Annotated in this window: 23 protein-coding genes and 1 riboswitch; of the genes, 16 read left to right on the forward strand and 7 right to left on the reverse strand. The window is 55.4% G+C overall.

Going from position 1 to position 24111, the window contains the following annotated elements; all coding sequences use genetic code 11:
• Positions 1 to 3: 3 nt before the first annotated feature.
• The 5 genes from E0E37_RS19245 to E0E37_RS08730 all read right to left on the reverse strand — a co-directional run bounded on the left by E0E37_RS19245 (position 4) and on the right by E0E37_RS08730 (position 3717).
• Positions 4 to 309 (reverse strand): pentapeptide repeat-containing protein, encoded by a 306-nt coding sequence (locus E0E37_RS19245; protein WP_130862863.1) that lies wholly within the window; start codon positions 307 to 309, stop codon positions 4 to 6.
• A gap of 70 nt (positions 310 to 379) precedes the next feature.
• On the reverse strand, positions 380 to 1351 hold the full coding sequence (locus tag E0E37_RS08715) for a DUF3298 and DUF4163 domain-containing protein (protein ID WP_165445291.1): 972 nt from the start codon (positions 1349 to 1351) through the stop codon (positions 380 to 382).
• A complete protein-coding gene (locus tag E0E37_RS08720; protein ID WP_130862645.1) occupies positions 1344 to 1856 on the reverse strand; it encodes a sigma-70 family RNA polymerase sigma factor in 513 nt (170 codons plus the stop codon). Before E0E37_RS08720 ends, E0E37_RS08715 begins: the two co-directional genes overlap by 8 nt.
• A 96-nt stretch (positions 1857 to 1952) precedes the next feature.
• Entirely contained in the window at positions 1953 to 2498 is a 546-nt protein-coding gene (locus tag E0E37_RS08725; protein ID WP_130862646.1) for a biotin transporter BioY, read from the reverse strand.
• Between the two features lie 58 nt (positions 2499 to 2556).
• Positions 2557 to 3717: a biotin--[acetyl-CoA-carboxylase] ligase gene (locus E0E37_RS08730; RefSeq protein WP_130862647.1), complete on the reverse strand. Its 1161-nt coding sequence runs from the start codon at positions 3715 to 3717 to the stop codon at positions 2557 to 2559.
• A gap of 307 nt (positions 3718 to 4024) precedes the next feature.
• Between E0E37_RS08730 and E0E37_RS19165 the strand changes: the two genes are divergently transcribed.
• Positions 4025 to 4441 (forward strand): DUF3795 domain-containing protein, encoded by a 417-nt coding sequence (locus E0E37_RS19165; RefSeq protein ID WP_334295420.1) that lies wholly within the window; start codon positions 4025 to 4027, stop codon positions 4439 to 4441.
• 111 nt (positions 4442 to 4552) lie between these two features.
• Here the strand turns inward: E0E37_RS19165 and E0E37_RS08740 are convergent, their stop codons facing one another.
• Positions 4553 to 5593: a DUF4349 domain-containing protein gene (locus E0E37_RS08740; protein WP_130862649.1), complete on the reverse strand. Its 1041-nt coding sequence runs from the start codon at positions 5591 to 5593 to the stop codon at positions 4553 to 4555.
• Between the two features lie 19 nt (positions 5594 to 5612).
• Positions 5613 to 6065, reverse strand: coding sequence for a hypothetical protein (locus E0E37_RS08745; RefSeq protein ID WP_130862650.1), 453 nt, complete (start codon positions 6063 to 6065; stop codon positions 5613 to 5615).
• 367 nt (positions 6066 to 6432) lie between these two features.
• Between E0E37_RS08745 and E0E37_RS08750 the strand changes: the two genes are divergently transcribed.
• From E0E37_RS08750 to E0E37_RS08815, 15 genes are all read left to right on the forward strand, one after another.
• Complete coding sequence (locus E0E37_RS08750) at positions 6433 to 7137, forward strand: pseudouridine synthase (RefSeq protein WP_130862651.1); 705 nt, start codon at positions 6433 to 6435, stop codon at positions 7135 to 7137.
• A 94-nt stretch (positions 7138 to 7231) separates the two neighbouring features.
• Positions 7232 to 8029 (forward strand): ZIP family metal transporter, encoded by a 798-nt coding sequence (locus E0E37_RS08755; protein ID WP_130862652.1) that lies wholly within the window; start codon positions 7232 to 7234, stop codon positions 8027 to 8029.
• Positions 8030 to 8155: 126 nt separating this feature from the next.
• Positions 8156 to 8836 carry an HAD family hydrolase gene (locus tag E0E37_RS08760; RefSeq protein WP_130862653.1) on the forward strand — a complete coding sequence of 227 codons (681 nt, stop codon included), beginning with the start codon at positions 8156 to 8158 and terminating at the stop codon, positions 8834 to 8836.
• 203 nt (positions 8837 to 9039) lie between these two features.
• A riboswitch (SAM riboswitch) is annotated at positions 9040 to 9160 on the forward strand.
• Positions 9161 to 9451: 291 nt separating this feature from the next.
• Positions 9452 to 10639 (forward strand): methionine adenosyltransferase, encoded by a 1188-nt coding sequence (metK, locus tag E0E37_RS08765; protein WP_130862654.1) that lies wholly within the window; start codon positions 9452 to 9454, stop codon positions 10637 to 10639.
• Positions 10640 to 10920: 281 nt separating this feature from the next.
• Positions 10921 to 12237: an aspartate kinase gene (locus E0E37_RS08770; RefSeq protein ID WP_130862655.1), complete on the forward strand. Its 1317-nt coding sequence runs from the start codon at positions 10921 to 10923 to the stop codon at positions 12235 to 12237.
• A gap of 446 nt (positions 12238 to 12683) precedes the next feature.
• Complete coding sequence (locus tag E0E37_RS08775; RefSeq protein ID WP_130862656.1) at positions 12684 to 13079, forward strand: hypothetical protein; 396 nt, start codon at positions 12684 to 12686, stop codon at positions 13077 to 13079.
• Entirely contained in the window at positions 13072 to 13638 is a 567-nt protein-coding gene (locus tag E0E37_RS08780) for a zeta toxin family protein (protein ID WP_130862657.1), read from the forward strand. Before E0E37_RS08775 ends, E0E37_RS08780 begins: the two co-directional genes overlap by 8 nt.
• A gap of 1011 nt (positions 13639 to 14649) precedes the next feature.
• On the forward strand, positions 14650 to 14775 hold the full coding sequence (locus E0E37_RS19000; protein WP_281275519.1) for a hypothetical protein: 126 nt from the start codon (positions 14650 to 14652) through the stop codon (positions 14773 to 14775).
• 353 nt (positions 14776 to 15128) lie between these two features.
• Positions 15129 to 16535, forward strand: coding sequence for a YfcC family protein (locus E0E37_RS08785; RefSeq protein WP_130862658.1), 1407 nt, complete (start codon positions 15129 to 15131; stop codon positions 16533 to 16535).
• Positions 16536 to 16776: 241 nt separating this feature from the next.
• Positions 16777 to 17805, forward strand: coding sequence for a uroporphyrinogen decarboxylase family protein (locus E0E37_RS08790; protein ID WP_130862659.1), 1029 nt, complete (start codon positions 16777 to 16779; stop codon positions 17803 to 17805).
• A 70-nt stretch (positions 17806 to 17875) separates the two neighbouring features.
• On the forward strand, positions 17876 to 18619 hold the full coding sequence (locus E0E37_RS08795) for a PAS domain-containing protein (protein ID WP_165445292.1): 744 nt from the start codon (positions 17876 to 17878) through the stop codon (positions 18617 to 18619).
• Between the two features lie 90 nt (positions 18620 to 18709).
• Positions 18710 to 19888 carry a sigma-54 interaction domain-containing protein gene (locus tag E0E37_RS08800; protein WP_130862661.1) on the forward strand — a complete coding sequence of 393 codons (1179 nt, stop codon included), beginning with the start codon at positions 18710 to 18712 and terminating at the stop codon, positions 19886 to 19888.
• A gap of 84 nt (positions 19889 to 19972) precedes the next feature.
• The gene (locus E0E37_RS08805; RefSeq protein ID WP_130862662.1) at positions 19973 to 21229 is read left to right on the forward strand and encodes an L-cysteine desulfidase family protein; all 1257 of its coding nucleotides are present in this window, start codon (positions 19973 to 19975) and stop codon (positions 21227 to 21229) included.
• 134 nt (positions 21230 to 21363) lie between these two features.
• Complete coding sequence (locus tag E0E37_RS08810; protein ID WP_130862663.1) at positions 21364 to 22533, forward strand: pyridoxal phosphate-dependent aminotransferase; 1170 nt, start codon at positions 21364 to 21366, stop codon at positions 22531 to 22533.
• A gap of 140 nt (positions 22534 to 22673) precedes the next feature.
• Positions 22674 to 23822 (forward strand): helix-turn-helix domain-containing protein, encoded by a 1149-nt coding sequence (locus E0E37_RS08815; RefSeq protein WP_130862664.1) that lies wholly within the window; start codon positions 22674 to 22676, stop codon positions 23820 to 23822.
• Positions 23823 to 24111 lie beyond the last annotated feature (289 nt).

Here is a 24111-nt window from a genome sequence, read left to right on the forward strand (position 1 = left end):
AGTTCACGCGCCGCCTGATGGTCGCGCCGAGTGCGGATGCCCGCGCCGGCCGATGCGCTCCCAACTGACAGCCCTGCCGCAAAAGAGTCGAAAGTTAATGTGACGTTGCGGCCGCAGTAAAGCGCTGTGGGACATATCTTTTCCTTTTGGGATAAGGCCGCCTGGCGACTGAGGGACGGCCAACCGAGATACGACTGACGAGATGCAGCCGACCAATATGCAGCCGCTCAAAATGCAGCCGCTCAAAATGCAGCCGCTCAAAATGCAGCCTGAAAAAGCTGTGGAAAAAAACGGAGGGGCTCGCCGCAGATCTGAATTTCTGCGGCAAACCCCTCTTGAAGAATGCTTGCTTGGATGGTTTTCCGCCTGCCGGCGGAGCTTATTTGGTGATCTCGAATTCCTGAATGCCCATGTATCCCGGAGCGATCTCGTATTTGTTGAACACTACCACCGGATTTCCGGCGTCGTTTACGTAGAAGTTCTGGTCTGCGGCAATGGTCTTGAAGCCGTCCACGCCTTCGCTTCCATCGAAATACAAGTTATCGGGGTTCTTGCTTCTCACGGCGATCTCGTCGCTGATCTGTTTGTTGGCGATCGCGATGTAATCGTCGCCCAGCATGTCTTTGAGAGTCAGCTCTTTGTTTGTGTTCAGGTCGATATTGTAGTAGTACATTTCGAAATAGGCGCTGCCGCTGGTCTCTGTCTTGGAAACAACGAAGGACAAAACATCGTTGGAGATGGATTTGACTTCGTAGTCAACGATCACTTCGCGGAGCATATATTCGTCTTCCGTGCCGCCGGTCTCCAGCCAGGCTTTTTTGTTTTCCGCCGCTCTCTGCTTTGCATCTTCCACGATGGCGGTCATTTTGTCGTGGATCTCGGTGTTGATGCGTTCCTCCACCGCTTTGTCGGTGAGTCCCTCTACCTTGGGCAGCTTCATCTCCACGTGGATGATGTCGTCAGATTCGTCCACCTGTTCGCCGATGAATACGCGGGCCAGCGTTCCCAAAAGCGGCATGCCGCTGACAGAGTCCGCGAAGGCTTCGTTGGTAGATACTCCATAGCCGAAGGCTCCCACCATGACAGCCAGCGCTGCAGCCGCTGCTGTCAGGCTCCTGTAAAGATTTCTGCGTCCTTTTCCGGCAGAGGCGCGGCCAGTATCGTTTGCTTCATTTTTAATTACGCTCATTTTCAGTTCCCCCTGATTCTCATTCTCTGATCTGACTTCTGATTTGACGTTTTTCAGGATCCCGTTTTCATTTTGATGGAGGGCGCTGTTCACGATATGGGAGAGCTCCGGCGGAATCTCCGTATTTTCGTATAAACGGCGCAGTTCCTGCATTTTATTCATTCTTGAAAACATCTCCTTCCAGTTCTACTTTCAACTTTTCCAGCGCGCGGTAAAGTCTGGTCTTGACCGTGCTGAGATTTGCTCCTATGACGTCGGCTATGTCGCTCAATTTCATGTCCTCAAAGTAGCGGAGGACAACGATGGTTTTGGACTCCGGATCCAGAGATTCCAGCGCCCGCTGCAGATCGAGAAGCTCTTCGCGGCTGACCGATTCCGAAACGGCTCCCTCGGGAAGCTCCTGGGGATCGGTAGGCACCAGCCGCTTTGTCTTTCTCAGCTCGTCGATGCAGGCGTTGACAAGGATCCGGTAAAACCAGGTCTTTACATAGCTGGGTTCGTTGAGGGTATGGATGGCCCGAAGGCCGTTGTAAATGGCGTTCTGGACGATATCCAGGGCGGATTCCTTATTTTTTACGTAGCTGTAGGCCAGCCGGTAAAAACGGTCCTGATTCTCCTGAACACAATCGATGAACGCGTTATAGATCATTTCATTGGGTTTTTCCATTGTCGACAAATCCTTTGTTCCCCCTTTACATAAGTTTTGACGGGGAAGCGCTGCAAAAAGTTGAGAGGTCAGAGAATTTTTTTGTAGATCAATTGATCAGAGAGAATGCAGAGCCGGGCGCAGCCTTCTGGTCAGAAGCGACGCGGCGGCGATCTTCAACGCGTCTCCGGGAAGAAAGGGGACCACGCACATCATCAGAGAGGGGAGAAGCTGGCTGCCGGTGACCGCCATGAACCACATGGTGCCGGGAAGATAGCAGGCCAAAAGCGATACGGCGTAGATTCCGGCGCAGACTGCGGTTCCCGGTTTTGGGGAAGACAGACGGTCAAAAAGCAGTCCGGCCAGGGCTGCGGTGAAAAGATATCCCGCTATGTAGCCGCCGGTGGGTCCCATGACGATGCCTGCCCCGCCGGTAAACTGCGCGAAGACCGGCAGCCCCACAAGGCCCAGGCAGACGTAGATGATCTGGCTGATCAATCCGAAACGCAGTCCAAGGATTCCGCCCGCAAGCATTACGGCCAGGGTGGCCAGATTGACGGGCACCGGCGTAAAGGGAAGCGGAAAAGCGATCTGGGAAAATACGGCGGTCAGGGCCGCGAAAAGAGCGGCCTGGATCATTCGGTTCAATTTAATGTTGTGCATGAAACAACTCCTTTATACAATAATGCATCTATATTCATATAGAATAGTTAAGATTGGATCAGTTTGCTGAAGTCTGGTCAGCCAGCCGGACAGAAATTTCGCCGGTGGACAGGGTGCGCAGGCTGTGATCGGGAAGCTCCACAATGAGCCCGCCCTGATCGTCGATGTCAACGGCGCGGCCCGCAAAGCCTGCGGATCGGTGCTGCGGCGCACTGTCCTTGTGCGTCGTGCCTGTCTGCGTCATGTCCTTCCGGGGCTGTTCCGGATCCATCCTGCCGTCTTCCCGCATGTCGGAGGGCATTCCGCCGGGGTAGAAGCGGATCTCTCTGCCCAGAACAAGAGAACGCCTTCTGTATTCCGGAATGAACCGGCTGTCCGGAAGCTCCCGCTGAACGGCGGCCAGCTCGTCTATGACAGCGGCGATCAGGCGGTTCTTTGTGAAACGTCCAAGACCGCAGTCGGTGTTTTCCGGGACGGAGGAGTATAATGCGGCGGCCTTATCCGCCACATCTCCCGGAAAGCCGCCCTGGGGCGTAAAACAGTTGATCCCGATCCCGACCACCATGGATTCAATGGATCCCGTCTCAAAATCGCTCACTCCCTCCGTGAGAATGCCGCAGATCTTTTTGCCGTCGAGATAAAGGTCGTTTACCCACTTGATCTGTACATCCTTTCCGGTCAGCGACTGAATGGCTCTGGCCGCGGCCACGGAAGCGGCGGTGGTGATGAGAACAGGATTCACAAAGCCCTGGGCTGCTGCCGCCATAGCGTCGGGCCGAAGAACGACGCTGAAATATACGCCGGCGTCCTCCGGTGAGAAAAAGCTGCGTCCCATGCGGCCGCGGCCGGCGGTCTGAGATGCGGCGGCCACTACGGTCAGATGGGGCGCTCCCGCCACGGCCATCTGTTTTGCCGTCAGATTGGTGGATTCCAGGACCGGGTAAGTGTGGATCTCAGGAAGAGGATCCCTGCATTTCAGGAAGGCGGCGATCCCCTGAGGCGACAGGAGATCGCTGGTTTCCGCCAGAGAATATCCGCGGTTGGTGGCCGCGGCGATCTCGTATCCATCGCTGCGCAGCTCGCCGATGGCTTTCCATACAGAGGCTCTGGTGACAGACAGTGCCTCCGCGATCTTCGCGCCGGAGATATACTGGCCCCGATGCTGCTCCAAAACACGAAGCACGTGGTCTTTCATAGTAATTGCTTTTTTTTCTGTCATGGCGAAACCTCCTGCCCATTGTTGTAGGTATAATGGTTTTATTATAGGGAACGAAGAAGTGATTGTCAATTAATTTTTAAAAAAGGTTTACAATCAAAAAGGCTGCGGCGTACAGCGGAATTTTTTTCATGATACGACCAGATGTTTGAGGCCTTTTAGGGATTGGTAAAACAGAAATTGCAGAAGATGCCGATGTGTTAATATAATATTGAAGAGAGATGACATACAGTTGTCATCTTTCTTCCTGTATAATAGAGATAAACAGGAGGAACGAAGGATGAAAATGACAGAAATGATCGAAGAGATCATGTTTGCCCCATGCGGTATGAACTGCAAGGTATGCTATAAACACTGTTTTACAAAGAAGACAAGAAGACCGTGTCCGGGGTGTCTGGCCAATGATGAAACGGGCAGACCGGAACACTGCCGTAAATGTAAAATAAAAGATTGCGTTCATGAAAAAGGCGTCTCGTACTGTTTTGAATGCAGCCAATTCCCGTGTAAGCAGATAAAAAACCTCGAAAAAAGCTACGTCCAGCGTTATAACGCAAGTTTAATCGCCAATAGTCTGTTCGTAAAGGAGCGCGGCCTTGCGCACTTTATGAGAGATCAACGTAACATTTATACCTGTCCAATGTGCGGAGGAATTTTCTCATTACATGACAGAATCTGCACAGAATGCGGAAATCCTTATCCGTCAGAGGACCATGAGCCTAAAGAGTGAATCAGGTCTGATTAAATTTCTGTTCAGACGATCCAACCACAACGCGGGGCGTTTTTTACGCCCCGCGTTTATTCTGGAATTAGTATGCCAGGACCAAGTCCTTATGCCGTATCATTTTTTCCGGAGACCGGCCGGATCGTTACCGTCCGCTGTTTCGCCGGGCCTGCCGGGGTGCACGTCCACGCTGTCCTGCGATCCCCCGCTCATGGGTGAACGCTTTATCTTCCGTCTTTTGGTAAACCAGAGGATCGAGACTACCACGGCGGCCAGGATGAGGATCGGCACCAGGTTGTAGGCCAGCAGCACGATAACGGCGCCCAGACCGTCGCCCGCGTTCAGGAATCCGTCCCGGAAAGCGGCGCCCAGTCTCTGGGAGAAGGAGACCTGCCCGGCGGAGCCGGAGCTCAGGCGATCCACCTGACTCAGCGTAATGTTCACGGTGGAATAGCCGATCAGACTGTCGTAGCGGTTCAGCTGGGTGGTATACTGTTCGATCTCGTACTGCACGTCTGTCAGGGAGTCCTCCAGAGCGATGATGTCTTCCATTTTCGTGGCCTGGCCCATGAGCGTCAGAAGACGTTCCTCCTTTGTGCGCAGCGTCTTAACTCTCAGTTCCGTATCGTGGTATTGGGCTCCCACGTCCTCTGCGGATTCTGATCGGCTGACGAGATGGCAGACGTTCTCCGCCGAACTGAGAAAAGCATCAAAGTGTTCCCGGGGCACCCGCACAGTATAATAACCCCGGCGGCCGGATCCGGCGCCATAGGCGCCCAGATCCACCTCTGTGTTTTCAAAGTAGCCGTCATAATCGCTTACAAGCTGGTTCAGACTTTTTGCCGACTGCTCAAAATCTGTGGTCTCCAGAACGAGAGAGGCGCGCAGGATCAGTTTTACGTCCGCGCCTTCCGGACGGGAGGGGACGCCGGACTCATCCGTTTGCGCCGACTCGGCGGACGTCCCGTTGATTCCGGCGCCGTAATGAGTTTCCGTATCCGCGATGGAATCGCTGGAAGGGGCGCCGCCGGCGCCGCAGCCGGCCAGAAGCAGGCAAAGGAGGAGCAGGACGGCGATCGGAAGAAAAAGAGACCGCTGTTTTCTGTTGAGTTTTCCGTCGTGATCCCGGTGTTTTTTCCCACTGTGACAGATTCTCATGAGAATTCCTTTCCCGCGCTTATTTCAGCGCAAATTCATCGGAGATGGATTCGCCGTCGGGCCAGTCCTCCGTCTGAAATGTCAGACGGTAATTGCCGGCGGACAGATCGGGGTAAAAATCGGTGGAGAGAACAGAATTCAACTTTTCATCCACATAGTCGGGAGTTCCGCAGAAGATTCCCGTGCAGTCCACGGAACGCCATTCTCCGTCTTCTTCCCGCTCCAGAAGCGGCACCAGCACTACCTTCCGCGTTTCTCCCGTCTCGTTGATGATGGTGTAAGGGATCTCCGCGATAGTCAGAGGATAGACGTCCTCCGTCATTTCCAGACGAAAGGCGCTCTGTTCCGCTTCGCTTCCGTCGTCCTGCACGCCGCCGGATCCGTCCTGATCGGAGGGCAGGTCAGCGGCCCCGCAGGCAGCTGTGAAAAGACACAGCGCAATGCAGAGACCGGTCAGTAATTTTTTTCTCATATCCAATACTCCTCGCCAGACTTTTTCACTGCAGAAGCCGGGAAAAAGCCAAGTGTTTTTCGGCCTGCCGCGGCGGCGGCCGGGTCTGAGCAAAGACCGGCGGCCGGGCTGCGCGGGGCCTGATAAAGATTAGACGGGAAAACACCAAAAATGTTCCAGTTTTTTTTGGCGGTCGGACCGTCAGACCAACAGAACGCGCGTCTCTGCGGAGTTGAAAGGGCGCGCCTGCAGGAAACGACGGGCGGCAGCATTTTTAGTTGTGGAACGGAGCGAGGCAGGGTATAATAAAGCGTAAGTTATCATGTCGGGCGGCGGGAAAATTTCAGGAAAGCCTCTGACCCGGGAAGGAAAGTAAGAAGGATAATAAATGAGACTGAATAAATACATCGCACAGGCGGGCGTGGCCTCCAGGAGAAAGGCGGACGAGCTGACAGCGGCGGGCAAAGTAAAAATCAACGGCGTGGTAATGACGGAGATGGGATACGATGTGAAGCCGGAGGACGTGGTCGAAGTGAACGGCCGGGCGCTGGAAAATGCCGCCAGGCCGGTCTATTACGTGCTGAACAAGCCGGTGGGGTACATCACCACGGCCCAGGATGAGCAGGGACGGCTCACGGTAATGGAGCTGATGGCCGATGTGGAGCAGAGAGTGTTTCCCGTTGGACGGCTGGACTGCAATACATCGGGGCTGCTGATCATGACCAACGACGGAAATCTGGCCTACCGTCTCACCCATCCAAAGCACAATGTCTATAAGACGTACCGGGCCCGGGTCAGCGGATTTCTGTCGCCCGGCAGGGTGGAAAAACTCAGGACCGGCGTGGATATCGGCGGATATGTGACGGCCCCGGCGCAGGTCGCACTGCTCAGGCAGGGGGATCGCTCCGCGATCGTGGAGATCAGTATCTGCGAGGGTAAGAACCGGCAGGTGAGAAAGATGTTCGCCGCTGTGGGCAACAAAGTGGTGGAGCTTCAGCGCACGGCTATCGGCGAACTGAAGCTGGGCCGTCTGAAGGAAGGGCAGTACCGAAAGCTGACGCCGAAGGAAGTGGAGTATCTGAAAAACTGCTGACGGTCCGCGGAATTCCGCGGTCTGTTTTGAGATAGCCGCAGGCGGGTATACTATGAGAAAACAAGAGCTTTAAGCCGGAAAGGATTTTCATAGTATGGGAGACTTTTATCCGGTGGGACTGGCGCTTACAGGCACCGGTTTCACCTTTTTTATGACGGCGCTGGGAGCGGCCGTCGTCTTTTTCGTAAAAGACGTCATATCGAGTAAAATAGAGAGCGCGTTTCTGGGCTTTGCCGCAGGCGTGATGGTGGCCGCATCCGTGTGGTCCCTTTTAATGCCGGCAATGGACTTCGCCCGTCAGCAGGGCCAGAGCGAGCTGCTGACCGCAGCGGGAGGTTTTCTGCTGGGGGGCGTGTTTCTGTTTCTTCTGGACAAAACGCTGCCTCATCTTCACGTTCAGGGCGACGAGCGCGAGGGAGTGAAGACAGACTGGAACCGCACCACGCTTCTGGTGCTGGCGGTAACGCTGCACAATATCCCGGAGGGTCTGGCCGTGGGCCTGTCTTTCGGGCTGGCAGGCATGGAAAACCAGAATGTATCCCTGGCCGCCGCCATGGTTCTGGCTCTGGGCATGGGACTTCAGAATTTTCCCGAGGGAGCGGCGATCTCTCTGCCCCTGAAAAAAGAAGGCTGTTCGAAGATGAAGTCCTTCGTCTACGGAGCGCTGTCGGGCATCGTGGAACCCATCGCAGGCGTCATCGGCGCCCTGATGGCAGAACATATCGTGACCGCCATGCCGCTGCTGCTGTCCTTTGCGGCGGGAGCCATGATCTACGTGGTGGTGGAGGACCTGATCCCTCAGGCCCACCTGGGCGAACACTCCCACGGCGGAACGGTGGGCGTGATGCTGGGCTTTGTCCTCATGATGGTGCTGGACATCGGCCTGGCGTGACCGATCCCTTTTCGGATGGGGCAAAGGCGGGATAACGGCGGGGCAAAAGCGCAGTAAAGACTGGAAAAGACGCGGCAATGATCGGGAAATGATCGGGAAAGAATTGTACAAGGGGGATGTGGCAAGATGCAAAATTTTTCTCAGGAACTCAGGGGAGCGATCTTCGACATGGACGGTACGCTTCTGGATTCTATGTCTATCTGGAATGATATGGGCGCCAATTACCTTCTCAGCCGGGGCGTAAAGCCCAGGCCGGATCTTCTGGAGGCCCTGCGTCCGCTGAGCCTGCGTCAGGCGGCGGAGTACCTGACCGCTCATTACGACGTGGACCAGACGGAAGAGGAGATCATGGAAGCGGTTAATTCCAGCATCGAACATTTTTACAGAGAGGAAGCGCAGCTGAAGCCGGGCGTGCTGGAGATGCTTGAACGGTGGAAAACGGCGGGGGTGCGGATGTGCGTGGCCACAGCCACGGACCGCTATCTGGCGGAAGCGGCTCTGTCCCGGACCGGCGCGCTTGCGTACTTTGAAAAGGTCTTTACCTGTACGGAACTGGAGACGGGAAAGGACCGGCCCGACATTTTTCTCACAGCGCTGGATTATCTGGGAACGGACAAAGAGTCTACCTGGGTCTTTGAAGACGCGCTGTTTGCGGCGCAGACCGTCAAAGGAGAAGGGATCCCCCTGGCTGTGATCCGGGACGCCTCCTCCGAAGATCAGAGGGAAGAATTGTTGGCCCTGGCGGACGTGTATATCGAGAACTGGGCGGAATTGCCCGGATTTATGGCGGATCCGGAGATCCTTTGAGAGCGCCGGAAGGACGCGTCTGCCGCCGGATGCCGGCGGAAGGGGAACAGGTGTCCTTCTGGAAAATACACAAATCGTCCTTTTTGTACGGAACAGATTCGACTGCGCGGTCGGCCGTGATTTTTGTATTATTTATATGGAAAGCGTTTGACCTTTCCATAGCGGTGGTATATAATAAGCATCGTTGAAAACAAAATAGTTTTGCCTTATCAAGAGCGGCTGAGGGAATAGGCCCTGTGAAGCCCGGCAACCTAGGTGCGTGGCGCGCGAGCGTCAGGTAGAAAAGGTGCTAAGTCCTACAGGTGAAAACCTGAAAGATGAGGAATTGCGTGTAAACCCAAAAAACCTCTTCTTTCGTGAGAAGAGGTTTTTTAATCGGAAGAACGTACCGAAGAACGGCGCGGACGGAAGAGAAACGGTTTGCCTCGTGAAAGTGAGCGAGCTGAAAGAATTTCAAGAGACTTTTTAACGAGGCCGGGAGACCGGCAGATAACGCGATAAGGCGGACCAGTATGAGGAAGCCTGCCGCTTCGGCGGAGGGAGGTCCTGCGGAAGGAAACGACCGCGGGAAAGAGCTCCCGTCCGGCGGAGCGCTGGTGTAAAGGAGGATTTAAAATGGCGAGAAGATTATTTACATCCGAGTCCGTCACCGAAGGACATCCGGATAAGATGTGCGACCAGATCTCTGATGCGATCCTGGACGCGATCATGGAAAAAGACCCCCAGGGACGCGTGGCGGCTGAGACCACTGTTACCACCGGTCTGGCGCTGGTAGTGGGTGAGATAAGCACCAACTGTTACGTAGATATTCCCAAGACGATCCGGGATGTGATCTGTGAGATCGGATATACAAAGGGAGAGTACGGCTATGACGGCAGGACCTGCGCGGTGATGACGGCTATCGACGAGCAGTCCGGCGACATTGCCATGGGCGTTAATAAAGCGCTGGAATATAAGGAAGGTATCCTTTCCGACAATATCGACACCATAGGAGCGGGAGATCAGGGACTGATGTTCGGCTATGCCTGCAACGATACGCCGGAGCTGATGCCCATGCCTATATCGCTGGCGCAGAAGATGGCGAAGCGGTTGTCCGACGTGAGAAAATCCGGCGAGGTCCCCTATCTGAGACCGGACGGAAAGACGCAGGTCACCGTAGAATACGACGGGGACAAAGTGGTCCGGGTGGACACTGTGGTCGTCTCCACTCAGCACGACCCGGAAGCGACCCAGGAACAGATCCGCAAAGATATGATCGAAAAGGTGATCAAGCCTATCGTGCCTGCGGAACTGCTGGACGATAATACAAAGTACTACGTAAATCCCACCGGACGTTTTGTGGTGGGCGGTCCCCACGGAGATTCCGGGCTGACCGGCAGAAAGATCATCGTAGACACTTACGGCGGGTTCGCCAGACACGGCGGCGGCGCCTTCTCGGGGAAGGATCCCACAAAAGTGGACCGCTCCGCGGCTTACGCGGCCCGCTACGCGGCCAAGAACATCGTGGCCGCCGGATTGGCCGACCAGTGTGAGATCGAGCTGGCCTATGCCATCGGCGTGGCGAAGCCGGTTTCCGTTCTGGTGGACAGCCACGGAACCGGAAAGGTATCGGACGAAAAGCTGGCGGAACTGGTGGAAAAGCATTTCGACCTGCGGCCGGCGGCTATCATCCGCGATCTGGACTTGAGACGGCCGATCTACAGACAGGTAGCGGCGTACGGTCACTTTGGGAGAACGGATCTTGACCTGCCCTGGGAGAGAACGGACAAGGCGGAACTGCTGAAGAAAGACGCAGGACTGTAGGCTTCGGAAATAAAATCAGCCGGGTCTCAGCGAGATTGGCGTAGGGAGAGCGGAAGGAATGTAGGAAATCCGCGGATAAACGCGCCGGCAGTTCGTCCGCGGATGCACCAATTTTTATCCCTGGGGATAAGATGTATTGTGCGGTACAGGAAATGGCCGCAGAGCAGGCCGTTTCCCGCGCTTGTCTTCCGTCTGCAGGAGTCTGCCGGCGGAAGACCGATCAGAATTATCGACAAATGTGGATTGAAGGAGAAGCGTCAGCGCTTCGCAGGAGGAAAATAATGAGCTTAAAAGTAGCAAAGTTTGGAGGAAGCTCTGTAGCAGACGCCATTCAGCTGGCAAAGGTAAAGAAAATCGTCGACCATGATCCTGCGCGCAGGTACGTGGTGGTATCTGCGCCGGGAAAGCGGTTCGACGGCGACAATAAGATGACAGACCTGCTTTATCTGTGCAGGACCCATATCGAACACAATGTGCCTTACGATCAGGTGTTTCAGGTGATCTGCGACAGATTCCGCGCCATGGAACTGAATCTGGGCGTGAAAGTGGACCTGGACAGCGAATTTGACACGATCAGAAAGAATCTGGATGAGGGAGCGGGCCCGGACTACATAGCCAGCCGAGGCGAGTATCTGAACGCGCTGCTGACGGCCAGCTATCTGGGTTTTGATTTTGTAGACACGGCCGGACTGGTACGGTTCGACGAGAAGGGCAGACTCATGGATGAAGAAACGGACAAGGCTCTGAGAGAAGAGCTGGAAAAGCATGAAAACGCTGTGCTCCCAGGCTTTTACGGGACCACGCCCGACGGAAAGGTGAAGACCTTCTCCAGAGGAGGCTCCGATATTACAGGGTCTCTGGTGGCCAAGGCCGTGAGAGCGGACGTCTACGAGAACTGGACGGACGTGCCGGGCTTTCTGGTGGCCGATCCCCGCATCGTCAACAACCCGGAACCGATCGAAACGATCTCCTATCAGGAACTGAGAGAGCTGTCCTACATGGGCGCCAGCGTGCTCCACGAGGACGCCATCTATCCGGTGCGCACGGTGGATATTCCCATCAATATCAGAAATACCAACGATCCGCAGCACCCGGGAACCACCATCGTCTCCGAGGCGAGCCCCAAGGACGGCAGGATCATCACCGGCATCGCGGGAAGCAAGGGCTTCACGGTCGTTGCTCTTTACAAGAACATGATGAGCTCCGAGCGGGGGTTTGTCCGCCGGACCCTGGGCATCTTCGAGGATCTGGGCATCAAGTTCGAACATCTTCCCAGCGGCATCGATACGCTGTCCATCGTCATCTCCAACAAGGAGCTGGGCGATCGGCTGCCGGAGCTGCTGGAGGAGATCGAGCGCAGAATGAATCCTGACAGCATCGAGGTCAGCGACGATATCGCGCTGATCGCCACCGTGGGCTGGGGAATGGCCCGCCGCACCGGCGTGTCGGCCAGATTGTTCGGCGCGCTGGCGGAAGCGGAGGTCAATATCCGCATGATCGATCAGGGTTCCAGCGAGATGAATATCATCGTCGGCGTCCACAACAAGGACTTCGAAAAGGCGATCCGGGCGATCTACGAGGCATTTCAGGAGAACTGACCGGTTCGGGATGAGAGGGCTGACCAGAGCGGCGCTCTGAAAACAGAAACGAACAATTGAATAACAGCCGGACAAAGGCCGTCCGTTTCTTTCTGCTGGAAGGCAGGAAGACAGGGACGGAGGCGTTTGCCCGGCTTTTTCTTTTTCTGTGCTGCTCTTGTCCTGCTTTTGTCCTGCTCTTGTCCTGCTCTTGTCCTGCTTTTGTCCTGCTTTTGTCCTGCTTTTGTCTTGTATTCGCCCTGTATTCGCCCTCGCCCTGTTTTCGTCCTGCTACCGTCCTGTTTCCCTCCTGCTTTCGTCCTGTTTTCATCCTGTTTTCATCCTGTGGTTCCGGTTCGGGGGATGCTGCGGCCCGGAGCCGGGAAGGCGCCGACAGGAATTTGTTTTAGAGTCACGGGTTTTGTGGTATACTTTACATAGGAAAAAAGAAAGGCAGGAAGGGACATATGGGAGACAGGAGAGAACCCGGGAACCGTCGGGAACCCAGGATTTACACAATAAAGCGTTCTGAGCTGCCGCCGGGATCGGAGAACGGCAGGCCGCGGGGCATCGTGGCGGCGGTGCGCAGGCGAGGACTGCCGGAGAAAAAAATGCAGGCGTTCAGAGGGAGGGTGCATCCCCTGAAATACGGCCGCCCGGGCGGCGGGTTCCGGATGAGGATAAAAAGCTGCGCGGACGACTTCTGCGGCGTGCCTGACGATATGCTGGACGAGATGCTGCAGAGGGCGGTAGAAGTGCGTATACAGGAAAATGTGAGAGCGGGATTCCCCACCGCCCACTATGACCGGGAACGGCGCAGGGCGTATATGGAGTACCCGGACGGAAGACGCGTCTATGAGTAAAAAACCGGAGATCATCGTCTTTGCCGGGCCCAATGGGTCAGGCAAGAGCAGCATTACCATACAGGCCCGGATATTACAGCCCTATATCAACGCCGATGATATTAAAAGGGAGAAGGGCTGTACCGATCTGGAAGCGGCGGAAGAGGCGGACAGACTGCGCTTTGCAGCCATAGACGAAAAGCGTGATTTTTCATTTGAAACGGTTCTGTCCACGCACAGAAAGATCGAGATGCTGGAGCGGGCAAAAAAGAGAGGATATTTCATTCGCTGCGTTTACGTGCTGACGGACGATCCGCAGGTCAACATCATGCGGGTGGCGGTAAGAGTGGAGAGCGGCGGACACAATGTGGAAAAGCGAAAAATCGTCCAACGGTATCACCGCTGCATGGAGCTGGTACCGGAAGTATTCTGGCTTTCCAACGTCTTCTATCTCTACGACAATACGGAACGGCCGGAACGGATCGCCATGAAAAAGCGGGATCAGCTGTTTCTGTACGGCAACGACTTCTGGAGCGAGGACCGGATCCTCAATCTGCTGAACCTGATCGTGAAGAAGTAGGGGAAGGCGGTTCCGGGTCGACGGGAGCGGGAATGCAGTGAAGGTTGTGAACTTGTTATGGGGTCAAAGCGGTAAGGTCATGGTTGTAAGGTCAAGGCTGTAAGGTCAAGGCTGTAAGGTCAAGGCTGTAAGGTCAAGGTCTTAGGGGCTGGGGCTTAAGGGCGGCGCCATAAATAAGCGATCTGATTTATATACATAGATCCGTGACGGCAAACTGCATAGAGCGTCCTTTCCGGCTTGAAAGCGCCGGAAGGGGCGCTGATTTTTTTACGCCGTTTTTCACAGACTGTTCTGCAGCAGGTCTCCGGCTCCGCGGTTTTGCACTTGCAGCGAGTTTGTCCGCCATTCGCTGCGGTCCGGGGGCGGCTGTGGGGTCTGGCCCCCCTCTCCCGGTAAGTAGTGGGCTTCCGATGGATTGGGGCTTGCGGTTGGATGTTGGGTCCCGGCGGATTGTGATCTTGTGGTCGGCTGATGGTCTCCAGCGGAGGGATGTCGGTCTCCGGGGCTGCGGATCTCTGGCGGAGGAGCGTCGGTCTCCGAGGGCTGTTGATTTACGGCGTAATGAGCAATTACTAGATATTTTTTTCTGTTTCACCGAAAAAGAGCTTCCAAATAGGCGATAGTTAATTTTTTTTTGAGATTTTGCATATTTTGCAGTAAATATGGTGGGATTATCGCTAATAATCGCGTGTATTTGGGTGATTTCCAATTTTTTTTGCTGTTTTCGCCTACGCCGACGCCGGGAGACCGGACAGCGCGTCCATGTCGGCGCAAGGGATCCGTCCGCCAGTTCAGCCCATGCCGTCGGGAGAGCCGCCAGCGGGCTCGTATCATCGCCGAACGTCCCAACATCCAGACTGAGTCCACGCTGCGCAAGCGATCTGCCCGCCAGTTCAGCCCATGCCGCCAGCCGGCCTGTTTCCGGAAAAGCGGCAGTCATCCTGGGCCTGGGCTCTGTGCGGCTGCGGCCGCGGCAAAGTACCTACAGAGCCATCCTGCGAGGCCTTGCATGTGACTGATCCGAATAACGATCTGAATAACCATCTGTATAACCATCTGTATAACGATCAGTATGACAGTCCGTATAACGGCCTGTATGACGATCGGGCAACGATCAATTGGGATATGATCAAATAAACACTATGACCGTGGAGGGGACCTTCTGCAGAGCTTTATTCCGCAGAAGGTCCTGTTTGCATCTCCTGCCATTTTGATAAAAAGCAAAGGGGACGAGATTATCAAAATGATAAAGAGGAGGAGTTTTATCGGTTAAAATCCTGAATAACAGCCGCGGTTTGTCGAAATTCGCCGAAACATTGGGAAAACGTCTATCAAATTGATATAAAATCCTTTTCTGTGCTTATCAATATGATAAAATGAATGGAAACAAAAAAATGAAACGTTGAAATCTCAATGTTTTTGACTTGGCATGATTTATGCTTCCATATGATATCATCGGACTAATCTGCTTTATTAACAGGAGGAAAGAAATGGACAACAAATTGACAAAGCGACAGTGGAAGGTTCCGCATACGTATGTCATCATCATGGCCTTTGTGATCTTCATGGCGATCATGACGTATGTGATCCCCGCCGGGGAGTACGGCACGTATATGGACGAGGTTACCGAGCGCGAACTGGTAGATCCGCAGAGCTTTACGTATGTAGAGAATCAGCCGGTATCGCTGATGCAGGTGCTGACCTCGATCACGGCGGGCATGCAGGGCGTGGCGGACGTGATCTTTTTCGTATTTATCATCGGAGGATCTATGGAGATCCTGTACGCCACCGGAGCGATCCACAGGGGAGTCGACAGCGTGGCGAAGAATAAGCTCATGGGCAGGTGGTTTATTCCGATCTTCGCGTTCATTTTTGCGCTGGGCGGCGCGACCTTCGGCGTCTCTGATGAGATCGTGATCTTCGCGCCTCTGGGGGTGGCACTGGCCCACGCCATGGGTTACGATGCCATCACAGGACTTGCCACCATTGCCCTGGGCGCCGCGGTGGGCTTTAACGCCGGATTTATGAATCCCTTCTCCACCAGCATCGCCCAATCCATCGCCCAGCTGCCGATTTTTTCCGGAATCGAGCTGCGGCTGATCGTATTTGTCGTTTTGTTTGTTGTGACGGTCGGTTACATTATGCGTTACGCCAAGAAGATCAAGAACAATCCGGAATTGTCCATCGTGAGAGACTGTCTCTGCGAGACGGACAGAAGGGATCTCAGCGTGGAGACGCTGGAAGGCGCAGGGGGCAGGGACAAGCTGATCCTGCTGGTGCTCTGCGGCGGCATCCTGATCATGGTGTACGGCGTATTCAACTGGGATTGGTATATCGATGAGATGGCGGGCGTGTTCGTGGCGATCGGCATCATCAGCGGCTTCATCGGCCGCATGGGACCCAGCCGCATGGCTGAAGCGTTTGTCGAAGGTTCAAAATCGCTGGCGTTTGGAGCGCTGGTCACCGGTTTCGCCAAGGCGATTCTCATCATCATGGAAGACGGCATGATCCTGGATTCCATCATCCATGGACTGGGCAACGCGGTAATGGCTCTGCCCACGGCGATCGCGGCACTGGGCATGTATGCGATCCAGATCGTCATCAATTTCTTCATTCCCTCGTCCACGGGTCAGGCGGCCACCGTTATGCCGATCATGATCCCGCTGGCTGACATCGTGGGGGTAACGCGTCAGACGGCGGTACTGGCCTTCCAGTTCGGCGACGGTTTCAGCAATTCCATCATCCCCACGTCTTCCGTCCTGATGACGTATCTGGCGGCTGCGCGTATCCCCTATGAAAAATGGGTGAAATTCATCTGGCCGCTGATGCTGATCTGGATCGGTATCGGCGCTATATTCCTGATGGTCGCCACGGCTATCAACTACGGTCCGTTCTAAGGATCATTCCGCATTTCGATGCGGACGTCAGGCGGCACGCCGGGGCGGGAAGACCGCAGCCCGGTGGGAACTGTCATGAATGGGGCCGCCTGTCTGAGCATCAGGTCTGCAGGACTGCAGGACCGCGGCCTGATCGCAGCGAGACTGTTACGGAAACGGCCGCCTGCCGGGGCGGCGGAGTGGGAAGGGTGGAACGCGCCTGACCGATATGAAATAAGAAAACAATAAAGGAGTTATCGCAATGGAAAAACAGATGACGAAAACGGAGAGGGTCCGCGGAGCCGTTCGTTTTGAGGATATAGACCGCATTCCGATCAGCCTGTGGCCTCATTTTACGGATGTGGATCAGGACTGGGAAAAGCTGGCGGACGCGCAGTTCCGCCACTATCAGATCCTGGATCTGGATTTTGTAAAACTGATGCCCTTCGGGCTCTACGGTGTGGAGGATTACGGCGTAAAGATCGAAAAATTTTACCTGCCGGACCAGTGGCCCCGGGTAGCGGAGGAATTTATTCAGAAGGATGAGGACTGGGAAAAGATCGTTCCACTGGATGTAACGAAGGGGACTTATGGCGATCAGCTGCGTTACGCCGGGCGCATGCTGGATCTGATGAAAGAGGCGGACGACGTGGCCCCGGTGATCCATACCATATTCAGCCCGCTGACCACGCTCTACAAACTGATCGGTGAGAAAAAGCTGCTGTCGGCGATCGGGGAAGAGCCGGATAAGGTCCATGGGGCGCTGGAGACGATTACAGCGACCACCGTGGAGTTCGTGAAGGAAAACATATCGCTGGGTATCAGCGGGTTCTTCTTTGCCAGCCAGCTGGCAAATTACCGCTTTATGGACGATCCAACATACGATGAATTTGGCGAGGCGTACGACCGCAGAGTGATCGCGGCTTATCAGGACGAGACCTGGTTCAACGTGGTGCATATCCACAGCTTTACCCAGCAGCAGGAGATGGCCATGTTTGAAAGGCTGATGAATTATCCTGCCACCTGCGCCAACTGGCACGACCGCTGGACAGGTCCCAGTCTGGCGGAAGCCAGAAAGGTCACGGATAAATGCCTGATCGGCGGGATCAACGAGGAACAGTATTTCAATAAGGTAGATTACAGAGAGGTGTACGATCACGTCCGGGAGGGCATGGAACTGGGCGGCAGACGGGGCTACATGGTGGGACCGGGCTGCACGATCTACGAGGACACCCCGGCAGCCAATTACATGGCAGCCAGACTGGCCGTCGAAAAATACGGAAAGCTGTAAGGAAATGCGGTTTCGGCGCGGCGCACCCTGTGGTATCATAGAGGAAAGCGGGATCGAACGGAGGTGCGCCGTGGCGGAATTAATGGAAATCAGGGATTATGTGTGGACGACGGCCAAGGTGATCGGGTCCGTTCTGAAAAAGGAAGTCGTGATCTGCGACAGCCGCATGTATATCGTGGGAGACAGCAAATATGACTCCTACGCAGACATGAAGAAGAACACGGTGACCAACGACGCGATTCTGCGGACGGCCATGCAGAATCGGGAAGTTCTGACCATCAACAACGTAAAAGAGGAAGCGGAGGGCTGCAGCACCTGTGAAAATCTGGAATGGTGTGACATTAACTCGATCATCGCCTTTCCTATCATAAAGGACGATGTGGTCATCGGCTGCATCGGGCTGTATTCCGACGACGCAGGATTTCAGGCAGGCGTCACGGAGGAGGGACGCTTTCTCATCGATTTTATCTGGAGGATGTCGGAGCTGCTCATCAGCAAGCTGGAAGAAAAGAACGAGAATCTGGAGCTGAAGGCGCTTCAGAAACGGTTGTCCAGCATGATCGAGCATCTGGATACGGCAGTTGCCGGCATCGACGGAAAAGGGCGCATCATTCACACGAATTCTAAGTTTTGGGAAATATTTGGCGGGGAGGGAGAGCCTTCTGGATCGTTCGGGCAGACCGCTTCGGGAGGATCCGCGGCGGCGCGGCGCCGGAGCACGGGCTCCCAGAATCCGCGCTGTCTCTTATGCACCTCTGGCTGTGTATCAGAGACAGCTTTCTTAACAGGTGGACAGACATGGCCAACACATTGACAACTGAGCAGGGGAAGGTGAGACCGCGCCGGGAAACGGACGGCAGGGCCGGGCGAACCGCAGGCGGCGGGCTCGGAGGAACGGCAGGCGGTGCGGCCCCTTGAATCGCTGAAACCTCTGCGGGACTGTCCGGAGTTTCTGGCGTTATTGCAGGATAAGACGGAAGGCGACGCGGAGAAAGAACTGCAGTTTCTGGTAGGACGGAAAAAGATCAACGTCATCGTTACGGTCAATCACATCGAGATCGACGGCGTGCCCGCGGGGACGATGGTGTATTTCAAAAACACGTCCAAGCTGTATGAAGAGATCAACCGCGTGTCCAACAGCTATACAAGAGTGACCTTCGACGATGTGATCGGAAACAGCCAGATCATCCGGGACCTGAAAGAGAAAGCCGAGATCTTTTCCAAGAGTTCCTCTACGATCCTCATACAGGGTGAGAGCGGGACGGGGAAGGAGATCTTTTCCCGGGCCATTCACAGCGCCAGCAGCAGGTGCGACGGTCCCTTCGTGGCGGTGAACTGCGCGGCCATACCGGACAATCTGCTGGAAAGCGAACTGTTTGGCTATGAGGAAGGGGCGTTTACGGGAGCAGCTAAGGGCGGCCGCATCGGAAAGTTTCAGCTGGCGAACAACGGCACGCTGTTTCTCGACGAGGTGGGAGAGATGCCTATTCATCTGCAGGTGAAGCTGCTGCGGGCCATCCAGGAGAAGAAGATCCAGAAGATCGGCGGAAGCCGGGACATCGATATCAATATCCGCATTATCGCGGCCACGAATAAGGATCTGGAGCGCATGATCGAGAGCGGCGAATTCAGGGAAGATCTGTTTTACCGTCTCAACGTCATACCGGTGACGCTGCCCGCGCTGCGGGAGCGCCGGTCGGATATTCCGGTCCTGCTCACGTATTTTTTGGACAAGTTCAACGACGTGCTGGAAAAAAACATCAGAGGCCTGGACCGGGAAGCCCAGCGGCTGTTTTATACCTATGACTGGCCGGGAAACATCCGGGAACTTCAGAACACGGTGGAATACTGTGTCAACATGGCGGAGGGGCCCTATATCAGACCGGAGGACCTGCCCCGGCGCGTGACACAGCCGAAGAATCACCTGCACCGGGAGGATATCCGGCCCCTGCGGGAGATCGAACAATTTTACATCCAGGGAGCGGTCAGCGTCTTCGGGGACACCTACGAGGGAAAAGAGGAGGCGGCGCGGGCCTTGGGCATCGGCATCGCCACGCTGTACCGAAAGCTGAAAAACAGCTGAGGGACAGTTGGCGAACGGAAAAAGAAGACGGAAAACGCAAGAGAAGATCAGGGCAGAACACTGCCTGAGAAAGGGAGAGGGAATATGTACAACGAATTTGTGGAAGCTCTGAAGAGAGAACTGGTCCCGGCCATGGGGTGTACCGAGCCGATCGCCATCGCCTACGCAGGCGCGGTGGCGCGGCGGGAGCTGGGCGCGGTTCCGCAGCACATTACGGTGAGATGCAGCGGAAATATTATAAAGAACGTGAAGGGAGTAGTCGTTCCAACCACGGGTGATATGAAAGGGATCGAGACCAGCGCCGTGCTGGGATCGCTGGCAGGGGACGCCGACAAGAACCTGGAAGTGCTGAACGGCGTCAGACCTGAGGATATTGAGAAGACAAAAGAACTGCTGGCTCATGGGATCTGCAGAGTGGAGCTGGCGGAAGGCGTGGAGAATCTCTACATCGAATTGACCGCATCTGCGGGTGAGGACCGGGTCACGGTGGTGATCGCAGATACCCATACAAATATTGTGAAAATAGAAAAAAACGGAGTTGTTTGTTTTGAAACAAAAAAAGCGGCGGAAGAGATACAGAAGGTAATAAATGAAAACCAGTTTACCGTCCGCAGTATCTATGAGTTTGCAAACACTGTCAATATAGAGGATGTGAAGGACGTGCTGGACCGCCAGATCAGCATGAATATGCGCATCGCCACGGAGGGCATGGAGCATCTGTACGGTGCAAACGTGGGAAAATCCTTGGTAAAGCACTACGGAGAGGATATCAAGATCCTGGCCAAGGCCTACGCGGCGGCAGGTTCCGATGCGCGGATGAGCGGCTGCGAGATGCCGGTGGTCATCAATTCGGGAAGCGGAAACCAGGGGATCACCGTATCGGTGCCGGTAGTAGTCTACGCCAAGTATCTGGACGTGTCCGACGAAAAACTGTACCGGGCGCTGACGCTGTCCAATCTGCTGTCGATCCATCTGAAGATGGGGATCGGCAAGCTGTCGGCCTACTGCGGAGCGGTGAGCGCGGCCTGCGGCTGCGGTGCGGCCATCTCCTACCTGTACGGCGCGCCCTTTGAGGTCATTGCAGACACTATCACGAATATTCTGGGTAATGTGTCCGGCATTGTGTGCGACGGCGCCAAGCCCTCCTGTGCGGCCAAGATCGCGTCTTCCGTGGATGCAGCGATCCTGGGACACAGCATGGCTATGGACGGCATGACCTTCAGCGATGGGGAGGGTCTGGTAAAAAAAGATATCGAGGAGACGATCCAGAGCATCTGGCGTCTGGGAAAAGAGGGTATGAAGGACACTGATGTGGAGATCCTGAATATCATGATCAATTAGAGCGGCGGGGCGACCGTAGAAGGCGGGCTGCTGCAGAGCCGTTGGAGACGGACCGGCTCAGAGAGGGCGGAAGCGGGCTGCCGCAGGAGGCTGGAAGGGGCGTCTTTTCCGCAGCAAACGGAAGGAGGATGGACATGAAACACAAATATATAGCCAAGAGATACTGGAAGGACCAGAGCACGGCCATGGGACAGTCGGATGTGATGGCCAGGGCTTTTGACGACGTGATCAATCTCAGCCTGGGAGATCCGGATCTGATCACCCACGAACTGATCATCGACAAGGCTTTTGCGGACGCCAGAGCGGGCCACACAAAATACACGGACTTCCGGGGCGATCCGGAGCTGCGGGCGGAGATCTGCAGGTTCTATGAGGAAGAGTACGGCATGGACGTAAAAGACGAGGAGGTCTTCGTCTGCGCCAGCGCCTGCCTGGGCATGTACCTGGCGCTGGAAGCCATTCTGGACGACGGGGACGAAGTGATCCTGCAGGCCCCGTATTTCACCCCTTATCCCCAGCAGGTAGAGCTGGCCCGTGGAATACCGGTGGAGCTTGCCACTTATGAGGAAGAAGATTTCCAGATCAACATCGAGCGTCTGGAGGGGCTGATCAACGAGCGCACCAAGGCCGTCGTCATCAATTCGCCCAGCAATCCCACGGGAAACTGCCTGACGGTGGAGACCATGGAGGAGATCGGTCGGATCGCGGAGAAATACGACCTGCTGGTGATCAGCGACGACATCTACACGGCGTTCAGCTACCAGAACCCCTTCGTGCCCTTTGGGTCCCTTAAGGGGATGAAAGAGCGGACGATCATACTGAACAGCTTTTCGAAGAATTTCACCATGACAGGGTGGAGAGTGGGAAATATCATCGCGCCGGAATACATCATAAAGGTGATCCAGCAGATCAACGAGAACGTGGTGTTCACGGCGCCGTCGATCTCGCAGAGAGCGGCGCTGCACGCGCTGAGGAACCGGAAGGAAGTGCAGCCGTCCATGGTGGAGGAATACCGGAGCCGGGTATTTTACGCGGCGAAGCGGATCAACGAGCTTAAGGGAATGTCGGTGATCGATCCGCCCAAGGGGAGCTTTTACCTGTTCATCAACATCAAGGAGACAGGTCTGAGCTCGGAGGAAGCTGCGGAGGCGATCCTGAAGGAGGCCCACGTGCTGATGCTGCCGGGAAACGCCTTCGGAAGCTGCGGGGAAGGGTATCTGCGCATCGCATGCACGGTGAACAATCAGGTGCTGGGCGAGGCCTTCGACCGGATCGGGCGGATGAAGCTGTTCGGTGGAAAGTGACGAAGAAAGCGTGACTAACGTGACCTGTAAAGCGTGATCCGGAAAAGTTTGCTCAAGTAAAGCGTGATCCGGAAAACGTCCGTACCAAATGAATACATGTGGCGCTGTGGGGAAAGCCTGCATCGGGGAGGAGTGTCTGCATGCCGATTACACTGCGGGACATTTTGCATATGGAAAAGATGGCGGCCCGCGTGCTTGCCGGGTCAGGGGGACTGGATCGGGAGATCGGGCACATTGCCGCTTTCGAGAATTGTTGCGTGGATCCTGTGGAACGCCGGGACGGAGCGGCGCAGCATGGAGTTCTGTATCTTTTGGAACACGATGTATATCGGGATCGGTGGGAGAAACTTCGTGATGATCTGGAGTTTCTGCACCGGACGAAGAGCAGCGGACTGGTGACCCATTGGGATGCGGCGGAGCTTACGGACGACCGGATGCGGGAGCTGGCCGACCGGTACGCGATCCCTGTCATCGCCGTCGAGGCCCATTTCGGCCTGGCGGAGCTAAGACAGTGTTTGTCGGATCTGACTGAAAGGGAAGCTGAGAACGGACGAAACGAGAAGTATCTGTGCGGCCTGGTGACCGGAGAGTCAGATGAGCTGGCAGGGAGAGACATGCTGCAGCGGATCGGCGGCGGGATGGGAAAAAATGTGGCGGCGGTCTATCTGATGGCGGAACGTCTTACCAACCCGGCGGTGATCGAACCGGACCCCCGCGATGTGGTGCTGCCGTTTTTCGGCGGCGCGGTATGCCTTCTCACCTTTGACGAGGGTGATGAGGAGGATGTATTCGCGCGGGCAAAGCGTTATATCCGTGTGATCAGGCCGGCTGCGCCGGCGTTTACGATCGGGATCAGTACCGTGCACGAGGGACTGGAACGGGCGGGACGGGCTGTGCGGGAAGCGGTGTGCGCCTGCGCCCGCTGTGAAGTCTCAGGAAAGAGCATCTGCCGCTACGACAGGGCCGGAGCGTTTGAACTGCTGACGGAGGTGAGAGATCCGGAAACGCTGCGCCGGTTCCGGGACGTTATTTACGGACCGGTCCTCGAATATGAACAGAGCGGCGGAACAGAGCTGATGGACGTAATGAAGCTTTACGTGAGCACGGGAGGGGATTTCAGCCGCATCGCCAAACGGCTTTACATCCATGAGACCACCGTGCGCTATCGGATCGGCAGGATCCAGGAGCTGTTGGGGATAAAGGACAGGCTGACTCTTTTCGCCGACGCCAGAACGGCCATCTATGCGGACTGTATTCTGAAGCACCCTGTAATGAAGATGGTTCTGTGATGACCCCCGTCGTGCTGACGGCCCTGGCGCCGGTAGGCGCCAGTTGATCTGGCGGCTGTGGGGGCCCGGAGTCTCGGAAACTGTCGGCGCCCAGTGGGTGGTCGGCAGTCTGCGGGCAGTCGGTGGGCGATCGGCGGCGATATCTGAGGGTGGGTAGGTGAAATCCAGATTTATTTTTCGATCTCACCGAAAAAGGGCCGCCGGATAGGTGAAAATTCTTCGTTTATTACAGCTTCACCTATTTCACGCTAAATAGAGAGAGATTATCACCGATTTTCACGTGATTTTC

It is taken from the genome of Bacilliculturomica massiliensis (assembly GCF_900605495.1).
Classification (GTDB): Bacteria; Bacillota; Clostridia; order Peptostreptococcales; family Anaerovoracaceae; genus Bacilliculturomica; species Bacilliculturomica massiliensis.

What these genes read in the sequence shown, in the direction of transcription:
- E0E37_RS08715 (WP_165445291.1), bottom strand. Translation starts at nt 1,351, where the DNA reads ATGAATAAAATGCAGGAACTGCGCCGTTTATACGAAAATACGGAGATT.
- E0E37_RS08720 (WP_130862645.1), bottom strand. Translation starts at nt 1,856, where the DNA reads ATGGAAAAACCCAATGAAATGATCTATAACGCGTTCATCGATTGTGTT.
- E0E37_RS08725 (WP_130862646.1), bottom strand. Translation starts at nt 2,498, where the DNA reads ATGCACAACATTAAATTGAACCGAATGATCCAGGCCGCTCTTTTCGCG.
- E0E37_RS08730 (WP_130862647.1), bottom strand. Translation starts at nt 3,717, where the DNA reads ATGACAGAAAAAAAAGCAATTACTATGAAAGACCACGTGCTTCGTGTT.
- E0E37_RS19165 (WP_334295420.1), top strand. Translation starts at nt 4,025, where the DNA reads ATGTTTGCCCCATGCGGTATGAACTGCAAGGTATGCTATAAACACTGT.
- E0E37_RS08740 (WP_130862649.1), bottom strand. Translation starts at nt 5,593, where the DNA reads ATGAGAATCTGTCACAGTGGGAAAAAACACCGGGATCACGACGGAAAA.
- E0E37_RS08745 (WP_130862650.1), bottom strand. Translation starts at nt 6,065, where the DNA reads ATGAGAAAAAAATTACTGACCGGTCTCTGCATTGCGCTGTGTCTTTTC.
- E0E37_RS08750 (WP_130862651.1), top strand. Translation starts at nt 6,433, where the DNA reads ATGAGACTGAATAAATACATCGCACAGGCGGGCGTGGCCTCCAGGAGA.
- E0E37_RS08755 (WP_130862652.1), top strand. Translation starts at nt 7,232, where the DNA reads ATGGGAGACTTTTATCCGGTGGGACTGGCGCTTACAGGCACCGGTTTC.
- E0E37_RS08760 (WP_130862653.1), top strand. Translation starts at nt 8,156, where the DNA reads ATGCAAAATTTTTCTCAGGAACTCAGGGGAGCGATCTTCGACATGGAC.
- metK (WP_130862654.1), top strand. Translation starts at nt 9,452, where the DNA reads ATGGCGAGAAGATTATTTACATCCGAGTCCGTCACCGAAGGACATCCG.
- E0E37_RS08770 (WP_130862655.1), top strand. Translation starts at nt 10,921, where the DNA reads ATGAGCTTAAAAGTAGCAAAGTTTGGAGGAAGCTCTGTAGCAGACGCC.
- E0E37_RS08775 (WP_130862656.1), top strand. Translation starts at nt 12,684, where the DNA reads ATGGGAGACAGGAGAGAACCCGGGAACCGTCGGGAACCCAGGATTTAC.
- E0E37_RS08780 (WP_130862657.1), top strand. Translation starts at nt 13,072, where the DNA reads ATGAGTAAAAAACCGGAGATCATCGTCTTTGCCGGGCCCAATGGGTCA.
- E0E37_RS08785 (WP_130862658.1), top strand. Translation starts at nt 15,129, where the DNA reads ATGGACAACAAATTGACAAAGCGACAGTGGAAGGTTCCGCATACGTAT.
- E0E37_RS08790 (WP_130862659.1), top strand. Translation starts at nt 16,777, where the DNA reads ATGGAAAAACAGATGACGAAAACGGAGAGGGTCCGCGGAGCCGTTCGT.
- E0E37_RS08805 (WP_130862662.1), top strand. Translation starts at nt 19,973, where the DNA reads ATGTACAACGAATTTGTGGAAGCTCTGAAGAGAGAACTGGTCCCGGCC.
- E0E37_RS08810 (WP_130862663.1), top strand. Translation starts at nt 21,364, where the DNA reads ATGAAACACAAATATATAGCCAAGAGATACTGGAAGGACCAGAGCACG.
- E0E37_RS08815 (WP_130862664.1), top strand. Translation starts at nt 22,674, where the DNA reads ATGCCGATTACACTGCGGGACATTTTGCATATGGAAAAGATGGCGGCC.